We start from the raw sequence: 21,845 nt of genomic DNA, 5'->3' as shown, positions 1-21,845 counted from the left end.
TTTACCGTTACGGGGCGATGCGGATCGTGTCAGATCAGCGTTTGGTCCGGCGCACGGCCAGAGCCATCAGGCCCATCGATGCCAGCAAGAGTGCCCAGGGGCTGTCCACCGGAACGGATGAGGTCGCACCGGGCACTGGCGGTGTCACGGTGGGAGCTACGACCACCGTTACCTGTGCCGTCGCGCACGCCGGTGCAGGGTAAGTACCTTGCGCGGTGCAGATCTGGTACTGGAAGGTATCGGTGCCCGTAAACCCTGCCGCAGGGGTATACGTGGCAGTGCCATCGGCGTTGTAGACGACGGTGCCATGCGCGGGGGCAGAAACCGCTGTGGCGGGCCCAGCCAGCGGGGCATTGGCAGGATCGGAAGAAGCGTCGTTGGCCAGAATGCTGACGGTCACTGGCGTATCCACCTTGGTGGCGGCAGAGTCTGCCGTGGCGGTTGCTCCCAGCACGTTCACGCTCACCGTAGCCGTTTTGCACTGGGTGGGGGCCGTCTGCACGCACACCTGGTAGGTGAATGTATCGGTGCCCGAAAAACCTGCACCGGGGGTATAGACGACATTGCCGGAGCCATCGACAGTAACCGTGCCATTCGCAGGCGGCTGCGCAATGGTGGGCGGCGCGAGGGTTGCCGGTGGCGAAGAGGTGGAGTCATTGGCACGCACATCAATGGTGACGGGCTGGCCCTGCAAGGTATTGCTGGTGTCGGCAACCGGGTTGGGGGTGGGCGGAATGCCCAGCATCATGTCAATGGTGGAATGCCTTGGCAGTCCCAGTTCCTTGGCCCGGATTTCGCAGACATCTGCAGCTTTCACCACCAGGCCCACCGTGGTGCCATTGAGCGCACCGGTGGTGGGGCTTGCCAGTTTCCAGAAGGAATCGGTGGCATTGGCCACCGGAGGCGTCTGCACCGGGTTGTTGGCCGTGGCGATCTGCAGGTATTCGACCAGGCTTGCATCCACCTGCGTGCCGTCGCAGCGGTAGAAGCGGTACTCCATGGCATCGGTTGAGTCGAAATCATGGCTGAACAGGGTCGTTCCCACCACCATCGGCGCCTGGAACTTCATCGAGACCTCGCCCGCGCCCACTTCCCACACATTGCCCGGGTCCGTCGGAAGCCCGATATTGGCCGGCAGATCGGTAGAACTCATGAGCGCGTTGCTTTGTCCGCTGCCCCAGGTCGCCCAGGTGGTGGGCGGTGTGCCCACGGTGTTGATCGTGAACGGAGTCCCGCCGATCGTTGCATTGATCGGCACGCCTGCTGTGGGCGTGGGAACCGCCGTCACAAACTTGGCCATTTTCCAGCCGGTGAAATACTGTGAATTGGCCGCCACCGGCGTTTCCGCGCGCGCCGCAATGCATACCAGCAAGGCTGCGCACAGCCCCAATGTTCCTCTTGTGGTTCTCATCCCTGTCCTCTGTTGTAAAGAATTTATTTATATTATTAATTAATAAATGAAATTTAATTAACAACAAATATTTTGGTTTCGGCTGTGTTTAAAAATCACAACAAAACTAGGTATGTGTGAACACCGTGGCCTGGGCGGGGCTGGGCGTCTGGGTGGAACACGTTGAAAAGAGGGAGCGCATGAGCAACATGTTCGTCATGGCGGTCTGTAGGCCATGGACTGCATGGTCTGGCGGGCTGGGCCGATAACGACAGCCAGGGATCACACGCATGCTGTGGGTTGCAATTGCCCATTACCAGACAGAAGGAAGATCACCATGAAAAATGTTGTCCGCCAATCCTTGCAAATTGCCATTGCCGCGGTTGCCTTGGGTGTGACCGGTTTTGCGTCTGCACAGCCAGCCGCGCCCGAGAAGGCCCCCACCAAACACGCCCAGCATCCGCACAAGGGCGGCAAAGCCCATCAACGCGCGGATCGCAACGTGGCCGATGGCAACTCCAGTGCCCGAGAGGCCGCCGCAGCCCTTCAGGCCGGCCGACAGGGACAACTGACCGACCGCAGCAGTGACCAGTACGCCGGCAACGCCGTGGCCCGCTGCGGCGTGTTTCGGGTCGAAGAAGACAGGCGTGCCTGCGTGGACCGAGTGACCAACGGCCAGGACAGCGGCTCCGTGCAGGGCGGCGGTATTCTGCGCGAATACACCTACACCGTTCCGGCCAAGCCCTGAGATCGTAAACACGTTCTGAGGCAGCGCGTAGGTGCGTCTGCACGCATCCAATCACGCCTTAGCTCTCTCGGACGGGTGTGTAACACGCCAGTGCACCCATCCGAATTTGCGCTCTGGCCGGGCAACCGGTCGGAGCGTTTTCTTTTGGTATGAACCAGAGGCCCTGCAACGTGTTGGCGGTCGCGCGATACTATGCGCCTCTGGCTTGGATGGCTTGCGCCGCTGTGCCCCAAGCCTGTCCCCAGCATTTCGCACCATGTCTGATATCCGCACGATCGCATCCATCCCTTCCGTTTCCTCGCTTCACAACGCTGGCCTGCAAGGCCGGGTTCAGCATTTGCTCGATCAGAAGACCAAGCCGGTGGGCTCTCTGGGCCAGTTGGAGCAGCTTGCGCTGCGCATCGCCTGCATTCTGGGAGACGAGCGGCCTGTGCTGCAGGCGCCGCAGATGCTGGTATTTGCGGCCGACCATGGCCTGGCTGCGCGGGGGGTGTCGGCATATCCGGTCGATGTGACCTGGCAGATGGTCGAGAACTTTCTGGCAGGAGGCGCTGCCGTCAGCGTGCTGGCGCGGCACAACGGCATTGCACTGAATGTGGTGGATTGCGGCGTGGCCAGGGATTTTGCCGCGCGCGAGCAGGACCCGGCGCACAAGCTGCCCGTGCCTGGCGAGCCCCGTTTGTGGCGCCGCAAGATTGCCTACGGTTCCGCCGATTGCAGCGCGGGCCCGGCGATGACGGCAGAGCAATGCGCGATGGCCCTGCGCAATGGCATGGTGCTGGTGCAGCAATTGCCGGGCAATGCACTGCTGCTGGGTGAGATGGGGATTGGCAACACCTCCAGCGCTTCGCTGCTGCTGGCGCGTTTGTGCAATGAACCGATCGAGGCGGTGACTGGCGTCGGCACCGGGCTCGATGCGGCAGGCCTTGCGCGCAAGGTGGAAGTGCTGCGCCAGGTGCTGGACCTGCATGCTGGCGCGCAGGAGCCGCTGGATGTACTGTGCGCGATGGGCGGGCTGGAGATCGCCACCATGGTGGGTGCCGTGCTGCAGGCTGCCGTGGAGCGCCGCGTGATCGTGGTCGATGGCTTCATCACCACGGCGGCCGTGCTGGTGGCCAGCCGCCTGCAGCCTGCCGTGCTGGAGCGCTGCGTCTACGCCCACCGCTCGGGTGAGCCGGGCCACACGCGCATGCTGGCCCATCTGCAGGCGCAGCCGCTGCTCGATTGGCAGCTGCGGCTGGGCGAAGGCTCGGGCGCTGCACTGGTCTGGCCGCTGTTGCAGTCGGCCTGCGCCATCCCGTGCGAGATGGCGAGCTTTGCATCTGCCGGGGTCAGCCAGCAGAGTTGATCAAAAGAGGCTGCTCGCGCCCAATGGGAAAGCGCAATTCGCTATTATTTTGGTAGCGTTTTCTGCTCAGCGCTTGCCCGAAGCTGGCGCAGGCGTCTTTGGCGTGAAATCGCAGTAGGGCGCCACCACGCATTCCCAGCAGCGCGGTTTGCGCGCCTGGCACACATAGCGGCCCAGCAGAATCAGCCAGTGGTGCGAATCGACGGCGTATTCGTCGGGTACGCGCTTCATCAGCTGCTTTTCCACTTCCAGCGGGTTCTTGCCAGGTGCCAGACCCGTGCGGTTGCCGACGCGGAAGATGTGCGTATCGACCGCCATGGTGGGCTGGCCAAATGCCACATTCAACACCACATTGGCCGTCTTGCGGCCCACGCCTGGCAGGGCCTCCAGCGCTTCGCGGTTGTCGGGAACCTTGCCGCCATGGAGCTGCACCAGCATGCGGCAGGTTTCCATCAGGTGCTTGGCCTTGCTGCGGTACAGGCCGATGGTCTTGATATGGCTCTCCAGGCCGTCGAGGCCCAGGTCCAGAATGGCCTGCGGTGTGTTGGCAACCGGAAAGAGCTTGCGCGTGGCCTTGTTCACGCCCACATCGGTGGCCTGGGCTGACAGCAGCACGGCGGTGAGCAGCTCGAACACCGAGGTGTATTCCAGCTCGGTCTGCGGCGAAGGGTTGGCGGCTTTCAGCGTGGCGAAAAACGGTTCGATATCGGCGGTTTTCATGGGGGACAACTTGTTTTGATGCATGTGCTGGCGCAAAGCCGAGGTGCCCAGGGGAGCCTCTGACAATAAAGCCTCTGGCCTGCGCCTGATCTGCATCCGTTTTTGATGGGTTTGACCGCGATTATCGCCATGCACGGAGGCGACAGCCGACTTGCCGGGGATTTGCGCGCGCTGGTTAGTATGGGTGCCAAGCCATCAAGGAGCCGCCATGCCCAACCTACCCGCCCAGATCACCGAACTATCGGGTGTTGCGCTGTCTGCCGCCATCCAGGCGCGCCAAGTCTCCTGCGTGGATGTGCTCCATGCCTACTTGGCGCAGATCGATGCGCTCAACCCGCAGGTCAATGCCATTGTGGCCCTGCAGGACCGCGAAACCCTGTTGACCCAGGCGCAGCGGCTGGATCTGGAATTGGCGCAGGGCCGCTCGCGCGGGCTGCTGCATGGCATTCCGCAGGCCCCCAAGGACATTCTGCCGGTGCAGGGCATGGTGACAACGCGAGGCTCACCACTGTTTGCAGGCCAGGTGTCCGAGGCCGATGCCATTCACTTCGAGCGCATGCGCGCCAGCGGTGCGGTGTTTGTCGGCCGCACCAATTCACCCGAATTCGGGCTCGGCGGCCATACCTACAACCCGGTGTACGGCGCCACACGCAACGCCTGGGCGCCCACGCGCTCGGCCGGAGGCAGCTCGGGCGGCGCGGCAGTTGCCACCGCCTTGCATATGCTGCCGTTTGCCGATGGCTCGGACATGATGGGCTCGTTGCGCACGCCAGCGGCCTTCAACAACGTGTTTGGTTTTCGGCCATCGCTGGGGGCCGTGCCCTATGGCCCGGCTGAGGAACTGTTCCTGCAGCAGTACAGCACCAACGGCCCCATGGCCCGCAATGTGCCCGACCTGGCCCTGCAGATGCAGGTGATGGCTGGCGCCGACACCCGCACCCCGCTGGCGCGCGAGTGGCCCACCGGTGCCTTTGCGGTGGACGGCCTGCAGCGCGATTTTCAGGGCGCGCGCATCGGGTGGCTGGGCGACTGGGGCGGCCATCTGGCCATGGAGCCCGGCCTGCTGGCGCAGCAGGAGGCGGCGCTGGAGCACTTTCGCAGCCTGGGGGCGGTGGTGGAGCCTGCCGTGCTCGACTTTGATCTGGAGCAATTGTGGGAGGCCTGGCTGGATGTGCGCAGCCTGCAGGTGGCGGGTGCCAATCTGGCGCTCTACACCGATCCGGCCAAGCGCAGCCTGCTCAAGCCCGAAGCGGTGTGGGAGATCGAGCGTGGAATGCGCCTGTCAGGCATGCGCATCTACGAGGCTGCCAAGGTGCGCAGCAGCTGGTACCTCCAGCTGCACGGCCTTCTGCAGCGCTTTGACTATCTGGCGATGCCCGGCACCCAGGTCTACCCATTCGCGGTGGAGCTGGACTGGCCGCACATGGTGGGCGAGCGCGAGATGGACACCTACCACCGCTGGATGGAAGTGGTGATTGCCGCCACCATGGCGGGCCTGCCCGCGCTTGCCGTGCCTGCCGGCATCAGCGCCCAGGGATTGCCGGCAGGTATCCAGATCGTGGGCGGCCTGCGGGCAGATTGGCCGGTGCTGCAGCTCGGCCACGCCTATGACCAGGCCAGCGGCTACAGCCAGTTGCGCAGCCCGCTGCTGCAAGGCGCCTGACGCGGCTGTATGGCCGGACAAGCGCTTGATTCTTGATTCGCATCAAGATTTGTGCAGCGGATCAGGGCAGGGCGGGCGCCTGCGGCACGCCTTTGCGGATGGCTGCTGAAAAATCCTCGCCGGGCAGCGTTGCCCTGGCGCGGTCATTGATATGCGCTGCGCTGCGCAGCGCCTCGAAATCATGGGGGCGGGCCAGCGCGCCCAGGCTGTCCACATACTGCGGCAGATAGCCGCTGGCCAGCAGGCGCCAATCGAGCGGCAGGCCGGGAACGATGCTGCGCACCATGTCGAACACGATGGTGGTGCAATTGGCAAATACCGTGTGGTAGAACGCAGGCGTCTCCACCAGGGCGTTGGCCTTGTCGACATAGGCGGCAAACAGCGAGCGCATGGCGGCGCGCGGCATCTGAATGCTGTAGAGGTAGACCTCTTCGCCGCGCAGGTTGCTGCGCACGCGCAGAATGTCGCGCTCTTCGGCGGCAACCAGGCTCAGCTCGAACTGCTTGAAGAAGCCGCCAATGGCCGAGAAGGACTCGCCCGCCTCCTTGCGAATTTCGACCGAGAACGTCAGGTACCTGCGCGGGCCCTTGCCATCGTCAAAGCCAAACGACACCAGGGTATGCGCAATGGCCGGTCCCATCCAGTACGAGGTGGCCATGTCCACCGATACCAGCTGGTTCAGGTCATAGCTGCGGTCTTCCCAGCGCGGGGTGGCGCGGGTGGCGGTCTGCCAGTCAAAATTGCGGACATTGTGCAGCGTGGCGATGTCGCCGCTGATGCTGCCGGATAGCTGTTGGGCCACATCGGGCGCCCAACGGCGCGTGTTCGAGGGGTGGATGGTGCTCCACCACACGAGAATGGCGCCCAGCAGCACGCCGTAGATCAGCAGGCCCTTGGGCACGCGCTGCTGCCACAAAAGATAGATGCTGTAGAGGCCAAAGCCGACCCAGATGCCCAGAATCAGGCCCCGCGCCGAGCCAGATTTGACTGTTTGCGCCAATTGAAACCACAGAGCCCCGCAGGCCCAGACCACACCGGCCAGCATCAGCAGCGAGGCGATCAGCTTGGCAATGGCAAAAAAGAAACCGGCAATCCGCATGTCATTCATGCCCAGGGGGCGTAGGCTTTGTGGCTGCAGAACGGGAGCGCCCGTCCGCAGATTTTGTCTGGCTGCAAGCATAGACGATGCGCGGGTATGCAAAACCCAAGAACCTGTTCAAAACTGCCACCCGCAGGGGCGCGCCGGCACTGAGCTGGTTGTCGGCCGATGCCAGAGCGACGCCTGTGGGCGGCAAAAAGCTGCAAAATGGCAGAGTTGCCATGCCGCGTACCTCTGAATTTGCGGCGCTGGCCACCGGCTCAGGTGCCGGACCGTCCTGTTTTTGATCTTTGAGAGAAAGCTCCATGACACTGCGTTTCGCCTCTCGCCTCGACAATGTCGAGACGTCCGCCATCCGTGAACTGTTCAAGCTGCTGGGCAAACCCGGCATCATCAGCTTTGCCGGGGGCTTTCCAGATGCCGCCATGTTCGATGTGGATGGTGTGCAGCAGGCGGCGAATGCTGCCCTGAAGGAAGAGCCGGGCGCGGCCTTGCAGTACGGCGCCACCGAGGGCTACCAGCCTTTTCGCGAGCAGATTGCCAGCTTCATGGCTGGCAAGGGCGTGCAGAATCTTGCGCCCGAGCAGCTGATCACCACCACCGGAAGCCAGCAGGCGCTGGATCTGCTGGGCAAGACCATGATCTCGCCCGGCGACAAGGTGATTGTTGAAGGGCCGACCTTTCTCGCCACGATCCAGTGTTTCCGGCTCTACGGGGCTGAAGTCATCAGCGCACCGATCGACGAGCATGGCGTGATCACAGAAGAGCTGGACCGGCTGATCGCCCAGCACAAACCCAAGCTGGTGTACCTGGTGCCCACCTTTGGCAACCCCAGCGGTGCATTGCTGAGCCTGGAGCGCCGCAAGCAGGTGCTGGAGATGGCCGTGCGCCACCAGACCCTGGTGGTGGAAGACGATCCCTATGGTGACCTGTACTTCGACGCTCCCCCGCCCCCCAGCATGCTGGCGCTCTCCCACACCGTGCCGGGCAGCCGCGAGTATCTCGCCCACTGCGGCAGCATGAGCAAGGTGCTCAGCCCTGGCCTGCGCCTGGGCTGGCTGATCGCACCGGCCGAGCTGCTGGCCAAATGTGTGATGTGCAAGCAGTTCAGCGATGCGCATACCAGTACCTTCACGCAGGCCACCGCTGCGCAGTACCTCAAGGCGGGCCGCATGCCAGCCACGCTGGCACGTGTGCGTACAACCTACGCGGCACGCAGCAAGGCCATGGGCGATGCGCTGCGCAGCCACCTGGGAGATGCGGTGCGCTTTGTGCAGCCGCAAGGCGGCATGTTCATCTGGGTGCAACTGACCGGAGCCAACGGTCAGGAGAAGGACGGCAACGCTCTGGCCAAGCGGGCCATCGAGCAAGGTGTGGCCTTTGTGCCCGGCACGCCGTTCTTTGCGCAGAACCCCGACCCTTCCACCCTGCGCCTGTCCTTTGCCACGGCTGATATCCCCAAGATCGAAGAAGGCATGGCACGTCTGGCCAAGGCGTTCTGATTTTATAAACACGTTTCGTTCCTGACGCCGGTGTGTGAGGTTTCACACACCGGCGTTATCGTTCCGGAACGCACTTGCACTTGCAGGATTTGCCATGACCACTACCGAACAGCTCCAGGCCCGCGTTGAAGCGCTGGAGATCAAATCGGCCTACGCCGAAGACCTGCTGGAAGATCTGAACCTGACGATCTACAAGCAGCAGCAACAGATTGACCGCCTGCAGCAAATGCTGCTGGATGTGCAGCAGCGCCTGCCCGAGCAGGGCGGTGGCGCCAGCGTACGCAATCTGCGGGATGAGCTGCCGCCGCACTATTGAGGCCTCCCACTTTGCCAGGAGCCACTGCACTGTGCTATTTAATTTGTAGCTAATAGCGCATGCTGGATGAGATTCAGACGCCATTTCTCCCAGTGAGTCCAAAGGGCGTCGCTTAGGCACCACTTTAGTGCCCTCTATTTGGCCCGTTTCTTGCGATAGCTGAGACAGGTATTGCCTTGATCTTTAAAATTGTTTGGCAATACTGGTTTTCCCTGAGTTTTTATCGCAACCATGGCCCTCGACGTCAGCAATATCACCCACAGCATCCAGCTTGCTGTGGCTCCTGTTTTCTTTTTGACCGGCGTGGCCGGAATGATCGGTGCGGTGGCCGGGCGGCTGGCGCGCATCATCGACCGTGGCCGTGTGCTCGAAGACCGCATGAGCGCCTCCAAGGATGCGGATTACATCCAGCGCTCCATGCTGGAGTTGGGTTTCCTGCGCCGGCGCGGGCGCCTGGCCAATGTCTGCATCGGGTTGCTTACGGGGTGTGGCGCGCTGATTGCGCTGACCATCATCCTGCTGTTCATCGGCCAGACGGCGGCGGCGGAAATCGATGCGCGGGCCTGGTCGATGGCGGCGATGATCAGCTTTGGCCTCGGGGTGGTGAGCTTCGTGTCGGCGCTGTGCTGCTTCATGATCGAGACCATGATGGCAACCCGGCTGCTGAACTTTCATCCGTTGCGGCAGGCAGCTAAGGCCGAAGAGGGCCGATCTTCGGCGTTCTGATGCATTGGGTGATGCATTAGGGTATTTGCTGGCAGATACGCAGCTTCAGGCCATTGCAAGGTGGGCACCGAGCCTGCTTTGCGAAAAAACCTGATGTGCCGGACTGGACGGAGGCCAGGCGCAGGCCTTGCCTGCGCCATGGTGACTCCTGGCGCTCAACGGCCGGTTGCCTGTAGCGGCCACTGCGTGCCCTGCGCTGTGGGGGCGAGCTGTCGAAAGCGCCACAGGATGGCCGCAGCCACGGCTACCAACTGCACCAGCATGCCGATCCAGGCCAGCCAGCCCAGGGCGGGGGCATTGGTCATGGTGTGGCGCAGCGGAGCGGCCAAGGCCCCAAACAAGGGCTCGAACAGCGGGGCTAGGCCGGTGGACCAGAGCATGGCGGGCAGGATGCCTCCCAGTACCAGCAATACCAGCATCGTCATGCCCAGCGGGGAGCGGTAGCTGTTGCGCAGCGCAAAGAACAGATGGATGCCGCAGTCGCGCAGCACATGCAGCAATACCATCAGCACAAAGGGACCGAGGTGGTCGCGTGCCGCCAGTGGGTCTGCATTCCACAGGATATAGGCGGGCAGCAGCACCGCAAAAGCCATGCACCAGCTCACGGGCCATAGCGGCAGGCTTTGCAAGACCCGCCGCCACCGGCCATGGCGGGCGTTGTAGAGCACGCTGCGCCAGCGTTGGGCCACCTGGTTCTCCAGAGCCGCAGCATAGTAGGTGGCGAGCACCAGCAAGGCGATGGCGCCGAGCACCCGGGCCGTGTTGTCTGGTACCAGGCCGAGCAGCAGCACACAGGCGGCCGCATTGCCCAGCGCCCACGCCCACGGCGTGGTGGGCACCGACAGTTGCATGGCCATGGCGCGCCACAGCGCCAGCAGGCCCAGCAGCAGGGCGAATGCCGCGAGAAACAGCGCCAGCCGAGGGGCTGCCACCGGCATGCCCCACCAGCGCACCGCTTCCCGATTGCCGAGCAGGCTGTCGAGCCCGACGACCAGGCCGCCAACCATCTGCACCAGAATGAACACGATGATCACCAGCCCCCAGGTGCTGCGGCTGCCTGCAGGTTTGGCCGGGTCCATGCCATACAGCCGACTGGCCATCAGTGCGCAGTGCAGCGCACCCACACCCAGCACACACAGCACACACAGCAGCACGGTCTGCAGTGTGTGGCCGGTGCGGCCCAGCAGCACGCCGCTTGCAAAGGCTGCCGCCGCACACAGCAGGGCGCCGTACCAGGCGTAGCTCGGGCCGCCCAGTAACTTGCCCCATGCCATGCGCCAGGGGCCCATGGCGCTCATGCGCTGCTGGTCCCAGGTGCGTTCGTTCACCTCGTCATTGATGCTGGAGAGGGCCGTGAATGTGCCTACACAGGCGGCGAGCAGGCCCATGACGACCAGCGCACCCTGGTGCAGGTAGAGCAGCGGCTCCTGCTGCTCGATCATGAAGACGCAGACCGCCATCAGCAGCAGAATGGCGGGCATCAGCACCAGGCGCGACGAGGTGAGCTCCAGCGAGAGCTGGCGGCGCAGTTCCGGGTTCATTCCGGCTCCTTGGCAAAAAGATCGACAGGCGCACCAGGGATGGGGGCGGTACCCATCTGCAGGCTCTGCTGGTAGCGTTCCTGCAGGCTGGTTCGGGCCGGGTGGTAGCTCAGCACCTGGGCTCCGTGGGCGACCAGTTGTTGCAGCAGTTGCACGCGTGCGGCGTCGCTGTTGGTGGGCAGGGCAATCCAGAGCGCATGGCTCGCCTCGCCAGTGGCGCGCATGTCCATGAGCCGGTAGCCATTCAGGGCCGTGCTGCTGTTTGCCAATGGTGCAGCCAGCTCGACCTGCATCACCAGTTCGCCCGCCTGCGCACCGGTACCGCTGGTGTGCGGGGCCGCATTCAGCGCCTCATGGCTGGTGATGCGGCCCTCTCGGATCGACAGGATGTGCGTGCAGTACTCGTCCAGCTCGCTCAGGATATGGCTGGATACCACCAGGGTCATGCCCTGGGCGTGCAACTGGCGAAAGAGGGCCGAGAGGCTGCTGCGCGCCTCCGGATCGAGCCCGCTGGCGGGCTCGTCGAGCAGCAGCACCTGCGGCTGGTGGATGATGGCCTGACCGATGGCCACCCGCTGGCGCTGGCCGCGAGAGAGGTTGCGCGCTGCATTGCCGAGCTTGTCGGTCAGTGCCAACTGGCGGGCCACGGCCTGCACGCGCTGGGCGGCGGCCTGGCGGCTCAGTCCCTGGCTTTCTGCCGCGTACTGCAGGCATTGGGCAACAGACAAGGCCTCGTACAGGCCGAAGAAATCGGACAGATAGCCCATGTGCTGGTGGGCGCGGCGCGGATTTTCCTGCACATCCACTTCAGCCACATGCACGCTGCCAGCGAGCGGTGATTCCAGCCCGGCCATGCAGCGTAACAAGGTGGATTTGCCCGCGCCGTTGGGGCCGACGAGCGCCGTGACCGTCCCCGCGGCAATCTGCAGGCTGATGCCATGCAATGCCCGGTGGCCGGGGTAGTCAACGATCAGGTTCTGTACCTCAATCATGGTGCCTGTTCTGCAGAAAATTCCATTGCTGTCCAATGCATGGCAGGTGGTGCGCTCCATGCCGTTCCTGTGCGCGGGCCTGCTTTGCCCAAGCTATGCAATTTAGCGTAAAAAATCACCGGCCCGGGGCACGACGCCCTGGCCGGGGTCTGCCGGTTCGGCCAGGGCCACGGCCAGCACGGCGTTCACCGCCTGTGCCATGCGGCGGTAATCGAGTTTGTCCCAGGTGTCCGTGCTGCGGTGGTAATGCGGGTTGCGCATGAACGAGGTGTCCGTCACCATCAGTGCGGGGTAGCCAAGGCGCCAATAATTCTGGTGGTCGGAGTAATCGATGCCGCGCAGCGACGCAGGCGCGCTGAGTGCGCGCACGGGCAGCGGCGCGGTGTCGGCGGCGTCGATCTGTGCGCCACCCAGCATTTGGGCATAGGTTTCGCGCGTTGCTGCAAAGTGGCTCAACTGCCCGATCAGCGCCAGAAAATTGCCTGCGCTGGGGTAGATGGCTGTCATGCCAGGCACCGGATAGTGCTGGCTGGCAGGTCGGTCGTCAAAGTAGCCAATCATTTCCAGCGACAGCATCATGCGCAGCGGCTGCCTGGCGTTGGCCAATGCAGCTGCATGCTGGTAGCTGCCCATTTGCGGAGTGCGGAACTGGGGTGGTTCTTCCAAGGTGTATGCCACCAGCTCCACAGGTTGCCGGGGTGGGTGGGCGACCAACAGGCGAGCGAGTTCCAGCAACCCCGCTACGCCGCTTGCATTGTCGTCTGCACCGGGCGTGTGGCTGTGGGCATCTGGGGCAGAGTCTGCTGCGACACCGTTGGTGCGCACTGCGTCGTAATGCGCGCCAATCACCAGCAGCGGCGCATCGCCCCCTGCCTCGCCTTTTTTGGGGCCGAGGCGCACAACGATATTGTGGTAGTGCGCTTGTCCATCCACCCGTACGGGCTGGCGAGAAGGCGCGGCGCCCAGGGCTTGCAATTGGGCGTGGATGTAGTTGGACGCCAGATCGAGCTGTGCGGGCTGGTCAAAGCTGCGGCCGGGAAAGTTCTCGCTCAGCGCTCTGACATGGGCTTGCAGGCGTTCCGCCGAGGCGCCCCCAGAGCCACGCAGCGATTGCGCCGTTGCGGGCAGGGTACGGGCTTTGACGCCGGGGTAGGTCAACTGCCACCAGGCGGCGGCGCCTGCAATTGCCAGCAGTACCAAGGCAATCACGAAAAGCCTCAGCAGGCGCTTGAGCAGGCTGCGCTTGCGGCGGGGCAGCACGGCCAGTGATAGAGGCGTGAAATCGGTGGATAAGGCCATGGCATGCAGTGTGTTGCAGGGGCCGCTGGGCATGCCGCAGTGGAGGGCGGCATCCTTCTCGCGCTCAGCCTGGCGCTGCCCCTCAAGGATGTGGATGTTTTTATTTCCGCAATGATAGGAGTGCTTGCCGCGGTTTACCAGAATTTTGCGTCAGGCGGTCAAAGGTAGTGCGGCATAGTTGCTACAGTTTCGATACTGCGGCTGCTGTTCAAGCGGGCGTCAGCACCTCTGCCGCCGCCCGCATGACGCAGTCGGTCAGCCGCCCAAGGCTGGTTTGCGCGCTGCGCGGCAAGGCCCAGAACAGGGGCACGTCCAGCGGCGTGCCCGCAATCAAGGGCACGAGGCGGCCGCGCGCCAACTGCTCGTCAATCAGCACCTCCGGGTGCATGCCCCAGCCCATGCCGATCTCGCAGGCGCGCACGTAGCCGTAGTTGGACGGCAGGAAATGGCGTGGACCGCTGTTGCGCGAGGCCAGACCGTTGGCCTGCATCCACTGGTCCTGCAGGCGGTCCTTGCGGTCGAACGTCATGATCGGTGCACGGGCCAGCGCCTCTGCGGTCACCCCGTTCGCAAAGTAGCGCGCTACAAAGCCAGGGCTGGCAGCGGCAACATAGCGCATGGTTCCCAGTGGCCAGCTATTGCAGCCGGGGATCTGGCTGCTGGTGCCGGTGACCGCGCCAATCACGGCGCCCTCGCGCAGGGCCTGCGCCGTGTGGTCCTGGTCGTCGATGCGCAGATCAAGCAGCTCATTGCCGCCCGCTGTGAATTCGGCCATGGCGTCCATGAACCAGGTGGAGAGCGAATCCGCGTTCACCGCCAGCTTGAGCGTGGGTGCCACCGGCGCCTCGGGCAGCAGATCGGGGTTGCTGCGGCGCAGCTCGTTTTCCAGCAGTGCCACCTGCTCCAGATGCAGGCACAGGCGCCGACCCGCCTCGGTGCCGGTGCAAGGGTTCCCGCGCTGCACCAGCACCTGGCCGGTGCGCTCTTCGAGCTGCTTGACGCGCTGCGACACCGCCGAAGGCGTGACATGCAATTTCTTGGCGGCGCGCTCAAAGCTGCCTTCGCGCACCACGGCGGCAAGAGCGGCCAATCCCAGGTAGTCCAGCATTTAGCATTGCTTCATATGATTCAGATTATTTAATTTTACTTAATTATTGCGGCGGCGCACAATCACCGCCTATGTGGACTACAACAATGACTTCTACCTGGCTGGCAGGCTTTACCGTCTGCCTGTCCCTCATCGTGTCGATCGGCGCGCAGAACCTGTATGTGCTGCGCCAGGCCGTCAATGGGCAGCACATCCGAGCCTGCGTGGCCTGGTGCGTGCTGGCCGATGCCCTGCTGATCGGTATCGGTGTGGCTGGCATGGCGCAGGTGCTGGGCGATTCGCCCAGGCTGGCCTATTACCTCACGCTGGGCGGCGCGATCTTTCTACTCGCCTACGGCCTGATGGCGCTGTGGCGCATGGTGACGGCGCCTGATGCTTCTTTGGGCGCGAGCGCCGATGGCGACGCTGCCGAGAAGACCACCGCCGCCGCCCGTCGCAGCCTCTGGAGCGTGCTGGGCGCGCTGGTGGTCATCACCTTGTTCAACCCGCACGTATACCTGGATACGGTCGTGCTGGTCGGCTCCATCGGCGCCCGCCAGGACGGCATGCTCAAATGGGTGTTTGTGCTGGGCGCAGCCTGTGCCAGCCTCACCTGGTTCGTCACCCTGGCACATGCGGGCAAGCGCATGCAGAAGCTGTTTGCCAATCCGCTTTCCTGGCGCATTCTTGACGGACTGACCGGCGTGATGATGCTGACCCTGGCTTGGTGGGTGTATGGCGGGCTGGATCAGATCGCTGCGTAATTTACGATCTTGATGAATATCAATTTCCACCCAGGATGGGTGCCATGCACTGACTAATACGAAGAGAACCCGCCATTGGCGGGTTCTGCTTTTGCGGCATTTCTTCGAGTAGCGGCAGCTCAGGCCTGCGGCGTTTCCACCCGGCCATCGGGATGCTGGGCAAACCGGCCCCTGGTGCCATGGGTATGGGCATGGCTGGGCCAGGGCCAGCCGCCAAACTGGGTGCGCTGAAAATCATGCACCGCCTGAATGACCTCTTGCTGGGTGTTCATCACAATCGGGCCGTGAGATGCCACGGGCTCGCCAATGGGCTTGCCTTGCAGCATCAGCACTTCGACCACCTCGTTGCCGTCGTTGCGCAGCGGCGCAGGGTGATCGGGCAGCACTTCCACCATCACCGGCTGGTGAAAGCGCTGGCCGTCCACCGTCAGGGTGGAGCCTGTTGTCAGATAGAGTGCGCGGCGCGCCTGGCTGCTGGCGGCGGGCAGCACCAGGCTGGCACCGGGCTCCAGGCGGATGATCCAGATCGCCACATCAGCCCCCGGCTCGCTGGCCCAGGAATGGGTGGGCGGTACCAGCGCCCTTGCCAGCGTCGGTCTGTCGCCAGCGCCTGAATGAACGGGTACGTAATCGCCCGCAATCACTTCCACCTCGCTTTGGTGGCCCTGGGCATCGGATTGCCGCACATGCGGAATGTCATGCGCCCAGAACATGGTGAAATCGGGCGGCGCCATCTTGTTCTTGGCGGGCAGGTTCAGCCAGATCTGAAACAGATCGAGCGTGTTGTCCTTGTCCTCGTGCACCAGGGGAAACATCTCTCCATGCTGCACGCCCGAGCCGGTGGTGAGCCACTGCACATCACCTTCGCCATAGCGGGCTGTGGCACCCAGGGAGTCTGCATGGTCCACCAGACCCTTGCGCACGATGGTGACGGTTTCAAACCCCCGGTGCGGGTGCGCAGGAAAACCCGGCACCTGCTCGCCGTGGTACATGCTGAAGCCGTCCTTGCCGCTGAAGTCCATGCCGATCTCGCGGCCTTGCAGCAACTCCTGCCCGGGACCCAACTGGCCATTGCCTGCGGGATAGCGGTCCTGGTGGTACATGCCGAAGATGAACGGATCGATGCCCGGCAGGCGTTGGTCCAGGGCCTGGGCGCTGAGGATGATGGTGGGGTGGTTGTCTTGCATGGTGCGTCCTCTTGAAGAGAGCGCAGGAGGCTTCTGCCCGCCTGCTACAGATAGCAAGTAGATGGTGGTGAGAAGGCCAAATGCAATGCTCGGTAGAGTGCGGGCGAAAGCTGCCAAATGGACCTAAAACGGACGCCCAAAGTCTGCAGATATACCAATGGATCAGGCCATTCCGTGCAGCCGGTGAATACGGATTGCTATATTTTGAATAGCGAATTCAGACTCCGATGCGGACACGGTTTGTTCAGCCTGGCAATGGCATCTGCAGGCTGCGCTTGAGAGTAGCCAGGGCGATGGAGGTCGTGAAGCGCTGGATGTTCTGGTCGCCGCCGAACAGTCGCTGGGTGATGGCCTGGTACTCCTGCATGTCGGCGGCCGTGACGACGAGCAGGTAATCCGTGTGCCCTGTGGTGCTGTAGCACTGCTGCACGGCGGGCTCGGCCGCCACGCGGGTACGAAATCCGGCGGTCAGTGCATCGAGCTCATTGACCAGCTGCACCTCGATCAGAATCGTCAGTGGCCGGCCGACGGCTTCGGGGTTGAGCTGGGCGGTATTGGCCGCGATCACCCCACTGTCCTGCAGGCGACGAATGCGCCGCTGCACGGCGGCGGGCGACAGATGCACCCGTTCGGCAATTTCGCGTTGCGGGGTGAGGTTGTTCCTTTGCAGAATGGCCAGAATGGCCCAGTCAAAGGGGTCGAGATCGGCTTTCATCGGCGAGGCTCACATTGCCATGGCGGACAGAGTGGAAGTTGCATGTTGCAGTGCAATTTTGCGCAATTTACTTGGCAGCTTCGCAATATTATCTCGTCCATGCAAAATTCCTTGGGGCAGCGCGTGCTGCCATCGGTGGCGGTCCTGGCTTCGGTCACATCTCTGTGTCTGGGCACCAGCTTTGCCAAGCACTTGTTTCCTGTCGTTGGTGCGCAGGGCACCACGGCGCTGCGGGTGGGCTTTTCGGCATTGCTGCTGCTGGCCATCTGGCGCCCATGGCGTTTTGGGCCAAGCCGTGCCAATCTGCGGCAGATTGCCATCTTCGGCGCTGTGCTGGGTTTGATGAACCTGCTGTTCTACATGGCGATCAAGCGCCTGCCCTTCGGGGTGACGGTGGCAATCGAGTTCATCGGCCCGCTGTCCGTGGCCGTGCTCACATCGCGGCGCTGGCTGGACTTTTTCTGGCTGGGGCTGGCGGCCACGGGTCTGTTCATGCTGCTGATTCTGCCGATGTTCGGCGTGCAGGTGGGGCATCTCGATCCGCTGGGCCTGCTGTATGCCGGCATTGCTGCCGCCTGCTGGGCCGGCTACATCGTGCTGGGCAAGCGGGCTGGCCATATGCATGGCGGCATGGTGGTGTCGCTGGGGCTGTTGGCCGCTGCGTTCGTGGTGGTGCCGTTTGGCATTGCCGAGGCGGGCGCCGAGCTTCTGAGCCCTTCGATCCTGCTCTACGGGCTGGCTGTGGCCGCCGTGTCGAGTGCGGTCCCGTATTCGCTCGAAATGTTTGCCTTGAAGCGGCTGTCGCCCGGTACGTTCTCGACCATGCTGGCCACAGAACCTGCCATTGCGGCGATTGCCGGTATGCTGGTGCTCGGGGAACATCTGAGCCCGGTCCAGTGGTCGGCCATCGGCGCCATCATGGTGGCGGCCATGGGCAGCGCGCTCACCTCAAGGCCAGCACCTGCCACAGCGCCCGTGCCGCAGAAGGCCGCAAGAGATACGCAGGCGGTTGTCTGACGGCGTTTCTTGGCTGAAACGGGTAATAAAAAAGCGCTTGCCGCAGATGCAGAAAGCGCTTTTTGCTATCTAAAGTGTAGCTTTAGTTTTCGCCAGCCCATTCCACCTTGGCGCCCAGGCTTTGCAGGTTTTCAACAAAGCGAGGATGCGCGCGTTTGATGGGGGCGGCGTTGCGAATCTCGGAGCGGCCGGGGATGCTGGCGGCCACCATGAACAGGGCGATGGCCACGCGGATGATGTAGGGGCTCTCGACCACGGCGGGGCTCAGCGGGTTGCCGCCCAGGGTCACGATACGGTGCGGGTCGGACGAGAAGACGTGGGCGCCAAACTTGGACAGTTCACCCGTCCAGCCCAGAGCGCCGTCGTACACCTTGTTCCAGAACATGGCATTGCCTTCGGCGCGCACGCCCAGGGCGATGAAGATCGGCAGCAGGTCGACCGGGAAGTAAGGCCAGGGAGCCGCTTCGACCTTGGTGAGTACATTGCGGGTGAAGGGCGTCTCGACTTTCAGCGGGCCGGTGCGGATGGCACGCGACCAGCCATCCTTGTGTTCGATCTGCACGCCGAACTTGGCAAAGGTGCGGTCGATCAGCGGAAAGTTATCAGGCGTGCGGTTGCGTACCTGCACGTCACCACCGGTGATGGCGCCGAGCGCCAGGAAGGTGGTGATTTCGTGAAAGTCTTCCTCGAAGTGGAAATCGCCGCCGCCCAGCTTCTGCACGCCATGCACCGTCAGACGCGAAGTGCCGATGCCTTCGATCTGCGCGCCCAGCATGGCCATGAAGCGGCAGAACTCCTGCACATGCGGCTCGCAGGCTGCATTGGTCAGCACTGAGGTGCCCTGGGCCGTGGCTGCGCACAGCACGAAGTTCTCGGTGGTGGTGACGGAGGCGTAATCCAGCCAGTGCTGGGTAGCGTGCAGTTTCTCGTCGGCACGCACGATCAGCGAGCCTTCGCCGTGTTCCACGCGCCCGCCAAAGCGGCGGAAGACCTCGATATGCGGATCGATCTCGCGCACGCCCAGGGTGCAGCCCTTGACGTTGTCCTCCAGCCGCGCCACGCCAAAGCGGGCCAGCAGCGGCGGCACCAGCATGATGGACGAGCGCATCTCTTCGGGCAGGTGGTGCTTGCAGGCGTCGAAATGTGTGTCGCGGTGGTGCAGCTTCAGCTCACCCGTCTGGTAGTCCATGTCAACGCTGGAGCCGAGCTTCTCGAAGATATCGAGAATCTTGCGCACGTCGGTGATGTCAGGCACGCCATGCAGGGTCAGCGGCTCGCTGGTCAGCAGGGTGGCGCATAGCACGGGCAGCACGGCGTTTTTGTTGGACGAGGGAATGATGCGGCCCTGCAAGGGTGTGCCGCCGTGCACGATGAGTTTGGACATACAGAGGGAGAAATCGCGGAATCGGGGTGCAATGGGGCCATCGCCCTTCGCAGACCCTTCATGTTACAGGAGCCACCAAGACAAAAGGCACTCTCAATGAGTGCCTTTTGTAATCAGCGGTCAATGCAAGCATTGTTAACGGCAGCTAAATCCTTGTCGGGGTCATAGGTTTGTCGCCGCAAGCAGATGCTGGCGTCAGTTCAGTTGGCAGGAACGACGGCGCCCTTGTACTTTTCCAGGATGAATTTCTTCACCTCTTCGCTGTGCAGGGCGCGGGTCAGCTTGGCGATGGCTTCGTCGTTGGCGCGATCGGCACGGGCGGCAACGATGTTGGTGTAGGGCGAGTCCGAGCTTTCGATGAACAGCGCGTCCTTGGTCGGGTTCAGCTTGGCCTCAATGGCGTAGTTGGTATTGATCAGGGCCACATCCACGTCTGCCAGTGCGCGTGGCAGGAGGGGCGCTTCCAGTTCCTTGAACTTCAGCTTCTTGGGGTTCTTGGCGATGTCCAGCGGGGTGGAGGTCAGCTTGGTGGCGTCCTTGAGCTCGATCAGGCCATGCTTTTGCAGCAGCAGCAGGGCGCGGCCGCCATTGGAGGGATCATTAGGGATGGCAACGGTTGCGCCGTCCTTCAGATCCTTGATGTTCTTGATCTTGCTGGAGTAGGCGCCAAAGGGCTCCACGTGCACCTTGCCATTGGGGACGGCCACGATGCTGCTCTTGCGGTCCTTGTTGTAGCTGTCGAGGTAAGGCTGGTGCTGGAAGAAGTTGGCATCGAGCTGCTTGTCTTCGACGGCGGCGTTGGGCTGCACATAGTCGCTGAACTCCTTGACCTGCAGGTCCACGCCCTCAGCCTTGAGCTTGGGTTTGACGAAATTCAGAATTTCGGCGTGCGGCACGGGCGTCGCAGCCACTTTCAGAACCACGTCGGCAGCGTGGGCAGACACGGCCAGAGCCGCGATGGCGAGAACGGAAAGCGTTTTTTTGAACATGGTGTTTTGCAATAGTAAAAAGACCAGCCCCGGCAACACATGAAGTCTTTCTTGATGGGACTGAACCAAGATGGGTGCCAAGTCTAGCGGCAAAAAAAGCCTCGTCCAAAGAATATAAAGAGATTTGGTTATAAGGATTAATGTTTTTATATGATATTGACGCAGTTTCGCTCCGCTATGCTTGCTGCCATGACCTCTGCCAATGCCTTAGGCTCCGATCCTGCACAGTTGCTGCGCCTGCTGACCACCACCATGCCTTTTGGCAAGTACCAGGGCCGCGCGATTGCTGATTTGCCCGGCAACTATCTGAACTGGTTTGCCCGCGAAGGCTTTCCCAAGGGCGATCTGGGCAGGCTGCTGGCGCTGATGCATGAAATCGACCACAACGGCCTGGGCGAGCTGCTGCGGCCCTTGCGCGCAGCGCTGGCCGAGCAATTGCCTGAGCCAAAGCGTTGAGCGGTTGCTGGTAGCACCTTGGAAGCTACCGCACCGCACGGGGGACCGGGTTCTTTTCTCGCCCCATAACGAGAAAAAAGCCCGCATTGCGGGCTTTTTTTGAACCACCGGGCTGCACAGCCCGAGCGGGCTGCTTACTTGGCAGCAGCGCGTGCGGCTTCTGCCTTGGCCTTGGCTTCGTCGGCTTTCTTCTGCAAGTCGGCTGCCTCGGCTTCTGCCTTCTTGGCTTCGGCTTGCTTGGCGGCGGCCTCTTCCTTGGCCTTATCGCCACCCATGGCACCGGCCATGGCACTGCCTGCCATGGTGCCTGCAACAGCGCCCACGGCTGCGGCGCCCATGGTGCCCATCATGCTGGGGCGGGCGGCAGCGGCAGGAGCGGCTGGCGTCGCTGCTGCTGCAGAATTGGTAGCGGCGGGTGTTTGTGCAGCAGGGGCGGGCGCAGCCTTGGTTGCTGTATTGGCAGCGGGCGTGGCTGCAGGCGCAGGCGCGGCCTTCTGCGTAGCCGCAGGGCGCGATTTGAAACCGCCACCCATGCGCTTGGCATGGGCCAGCCCTGGCAGCACCAGGCCAGCAACGGTCAAAGCGATCACGGAGGCGGATGTACGAAACGAAGAATTCACAAGTGTCCCATTCAAGAAAAACAGCCAAAGGCAGGTGACAGCCTGCGAATGCAGTGTCATGCCGACCCTGGAGAGATGAGGGCTACCACTGCGGATATCAAGCTGCGCGTTGCAAGCAGAAACAGTGGCCAGGAGGCTGCGCTTTGGTTATTCGTTCTGGGTAGCGCAAGCTGAAGCTGATTGTAGGGCATGGTGCTTCTGCGCTGCTTCGGACGCCGTGCAAAATCACGGGCTGCCCTGAGCAAGGCAGAAGCAAAAGAGCCCACCGGTGGTGGGCAAAAG

21 protein-coding genes are annotated in these 21,845 nt (G+C 62.9%); 9 read left to right on the top strand and 12 right to left on the bottom strand.

Annotated elements, in window-relative coordinates; all coding sequences use genetic code 11:
• Window positions 1-34: 34 nt before the first annotated feature.
• The gene (locus tag ABIE32_RS05755; protein WP_429014669.1) at window positions 35-1,411 is read right to left on the bottom strand and encodes an Ig-like domain-containing protein; all 1,377 of its coding nucleotides are present in this window, start codon (window positions 1,409-1,411) and stop codon (window positions 35-37) included.
• Between the two features lie 316 nt (window positions 1,412-1,727).
• Between ABIE32_RS05755 and ABIE32_RS05750 the strand changes: the two genes are divergently transcribed.
• Both ABIE32_RS05750 and cobT read left to right on the top strand, forming a co-directional pair.
• Window positions 1,728-2,138: a hypothetical protein gene (locus ABIE32_RS05750; protein WP_429014667.1), complete on the top strand. Its 411-nt coding sequence runs from the start codon at window positions 1,728-1,730 to the stop codon at window positions 2,136-2,138.
• 256 nt (window positions 2,139-2,394) lie between these two features.
• Complete coding sequence (cobT, locus tag ABIE32_RS05745) at window positions 2,395-3,486, top strand: nicotinate-nucleotide--dimethylbenzimidazole phosphoribosyltransferase (protein ID WP_429014666.1); 1,092 nt, start codon at window positions 2,395-2,397, stop codon at window positions 3,484-3,486.
• A 66-nt stretch (window positions 3,487-3,552) separates the two neighbouring features.
• On the opposite strand, the gene nth is transcribed toward cobT, so the two are convergent.
• A complete protein-coding gene (gene nth / locus ABIE32_RS05740; RefSeq protein ID WP_429014665.1) occupies window positions 3,553-4,206 on the bottom strand; it encodes an endonuclease III in 654 nt (217 codons plus the stop codon).
• A 208-nt stretch (window positions 4,207-4,414) separates the two neighbouring features.
• On the opposite strand from nth, the gene ABIE32_RS05735 reads away from it, so the two are divergent.
• Window positions 4,415-5,869: an amidase gene (locus ABIE32_RS05735; RefSeq protein ID WP_429014664.1), complete on the top strand. Its 1,455-nt coding sequence runs from the start codon at window positions 4,415-4,417 to the stop codon at window positions 5,867-5,869.
• A 61-nt stretch (window positions 5,870-5,930) separates the two neighbouring features.
• Here the strand turns inward: ABIE32_RS05735 and ABIE32_RS05730 are convergent, their stop codons facing one another.
• Window positions 5,931-6,977: a DUF4105 domain-containing protein gene (locus ABIE32_RS05730; RefSeq protein ID WP_429014663.1), complete on the bottom strand. Its 1,047-nt coding sequence runs from the start codon at window positions 6,975-6,977 to the stop codon at window positions 5,931-5,933.
• A gap of 296 nt (window positions 6,978-7,273) precedes the next feature.
• Between ABIE32_RS05730 and ABIE32_RS05725 the strand changes: the two genes are divergently transcribed.
• From ABIE32_RS05725 to ABIE32_RS05715, 3 genes are all read left to right on the top strand, one after another.
• Window positions 7,274-8,470, top strand: a complete 1,197-nt coding sequence (locus ABIE32_RS05725) for a PLP-dependent aminotransferase family protein (RefSeq protein ID WP_224149885.1) — start codon at window positions 7,274-7,276, stop codon at window positions 8,468-8,470.
• 94 nt (window positions 8,471-8,564) lie between these two features.
• Window positions 8,565-8,786: a SlyX family protein gene (locus ABIE32_RS05720; protein WP_429014661.1), complete on the top strand. Its 222-nt coding sequence runs from the start codon at window positions 8,565-8,567 to the stop codon at window positions 8,784-8,786.
• A gap of 231 nt (window positions 8,787-9,017) precedes the next feature.
• The gene (locus tag ABIE32_RS05715; RefSeq protein ID WP_429014659.1) at window positions 9,018-9,512 is read left to right on the top strand and encodes a DUF2721 domain-containing protein; all 495 of its coding nucleotides are present in this window, start codon (window positions 9,018-9,020) and stop codon (window positions 9,510-9,512) included.
• Window positions 9,513-9,667: 155 nt separating this feature from the next.
• On the opposite strand, the gene ABIE32_RS05710 is transcribed toward ABIE32_RS05715, so the two are convergent.
• The 4 genes from ABIE32_RS05710 to ABIE32_RS05695 all read right to left on the bottom strand — a co-directional run bounded on the left by ABIE32_RS05710 (window position 9,668) and on the right by ABIE32_RS05695 (window position 14,452).
• A complete protein-coding gene (locus ABIE32_RS05710) occupies window positions 9,668-11,053 on the bottom strand; it encodes a hypothetical protein (protein WP_429014657.1) in 1,386 nt (461 codons plus the stop codon).
• Window positions 11,050-12,045 (bottom strand): ABC transporter ATP-binding protein, encoded by a 996-nt coding sequence (locus ABIE32_RS05705; protein ID WP_429014655.1) that lies wholly within the window; start codon window positions 12,043-12,045, stop codon window positions 11,050-11,052. Before ABIE32_RS05705 ends, ABIE32_RS05710 begins: the two co-directional genes overlap by 4 nt.
• 102 nt (window positions 12,046-12,147) lie before the next feature.
• Window positions 12,148-13,344, bottom strand: coding sequence for a M20/M25/M40 family metallo-hydrolase (locus ABIE32_RS05700; RefSeq protein ID WP_429014654.1), 1,197 nt, complete (start codon window positions 13,342-13,344; stop codon window positions 12,148-12,150).
• Between the two features lie 208 nt (window positions 13,345-13,552).
• Window positions 13,553-14,452: an HTH-type transcriptional regulator ArgP gene (locus ABIE32_RS05695; protein ID WP_224149879.1), complete on the bottom strand. Its 900-nt coding sequence runs from the start codon at window positions 14,450-14,452 to the stop codon at window positions 13,553-13,555.
• Window positions 14,453-14,523: 71 nt separating this feature from the next.
• On the opposite strand from ABIE32_RS05695, the gene ABIE32_RS05690 reads away from it, so the two are divergent.
• On the top strand, window positions 14,524-15,195 hold the full coding sequence (locus ABIE32_RS05690; protein ID WP_224149878.1) for a LysE/ArgO family amino acid transporter: 672 nt from the start codon (window positions 14,524-14,526) through the stop codon (window positions 15,193-15,195).
• 119 nt (window positions 15,196-15,314) lie between these two features.
• Here the strand turns inward: ABIE32_RS05690 and ABIE32_RS05685 are convergent, their stop codons facing one another.
• Window positions 15,315-16,382, bottom strand: a complete 1,068-nt coding sequence (locus ABIE32_RS05685) for a pirin family protein (protein ID WP_429014651.1) — start codon at window positions 16,380-16,382, stop codon at window positions 15,315-15,317.
• Window positions 16,383-16,626: 244 nt separating this feature from the next.
• Window positions 16,627-17,097 carry an Lrp/AsnC family transcriptional regulator gene (locus ABIE32_RS05680; RefSeq protein ID WP_224149876.1) on the bottom strand — a complete coding sequence of 157 codons (471 nt, stop codon included), beginning with the start codon at window positions 17,095-17,097 and terminating at the stop codon, window positions 16,627-16,629.
• A 99-nt stretch (window positions 17,098-17,196) separates the two neighbouring features.
• Here ABIE32_RS05680 and ABIE32_RS05675 point away from each other — a divergent pair, with 99 nt between their 5' ends.
• On the top strand, window positions 17,197-18,114 hold the full coding sequence (locus ABIE32_RS05675) for an EamA family transporter (RefSeq protein ID WP_429014649.1): 918 nt from the start codon (window positions 17,197-17,199) through the stop codon (window positions 18,112-18,114).
• A gap of 82 nt (window positions 18,115-18,196) precedes the next feature.
• Here the strand turns inward: ABIE32_RS05675 and ABIE32_RS05670 are convergent, their stop codons facing one another.
• Entirely contained in the window at window positions 18,197-19,498 is a 1,302-nt protein-coding gene (locus tag ABIE32_RS05670; protein ID WP_377780133.1) for a UDP-N-acetylglucosamine 1-carboxyvinyltransferase, read from the bottom strand.
• A 200-nt stretch (window positions 19,499-19,698) separates the two neighbouring features.
• On the bottom strand, window positions 19,699-20,487 hold the full coding sequence (locus tag ABIE32_RS05665; protein ID WP_377780134.1) for a MetQ/NlpA family ABC transporter substrate-binding protein: 789 nt from the start codon (window positions 20,485-20,487) through the stop codon (window positions 19,699-19,701).
• Between the two features lie 189 nt (window positions 20,488-20,676).
• On the opposite strand from ABIE32_RS05665, the gene ABIE32_RS05660 reads away from it, so the two are divergent.
• Window positions 20,677-20,943, top strand: coding sequence for a DUF3820 family protein (locus tag ABIE32_RS05660; RefSeq protein ID WP_224149872.1), 267 nt, complete (start codon window positions 20,677-20,679; stop codon window positions 20,941-20,943).
• 134 nt (window positions 20,944-21,077) lie between these two features.
• Here ABIE32_RS05660 and ABIE32_RS05655 read toward each other — a convergent pair whose 3' ends face one another.
• A complete protein-coding gene (locus ABIE32_RS05655; protein ID WP_224149871.1) occupies window positions 21,078-21,623 on the bottom strand; it encodes an ABC transporter substrate-binding protein in 546 nt (181 codons plus the stop codon).
• Window positions 21,624-21,845 lie beyond the last annotated feature (222 nt).

It is taken from the genome of Comamonas sp. 4034 (assembly GCF_050434545.1).
In the GTDB taxonomy this organism is placed as follows: Bacteria; Pseudomonadota; Gammaproteobacteria; order Burkholderiales; family Burkholderiaceae_C; genus Comamonas; species Comamonas odontotermitis.
Note: the sequence above shows the minus strand (reverse complement) of the source record. Positions and strands in the feature narration are given on the sequence as shown.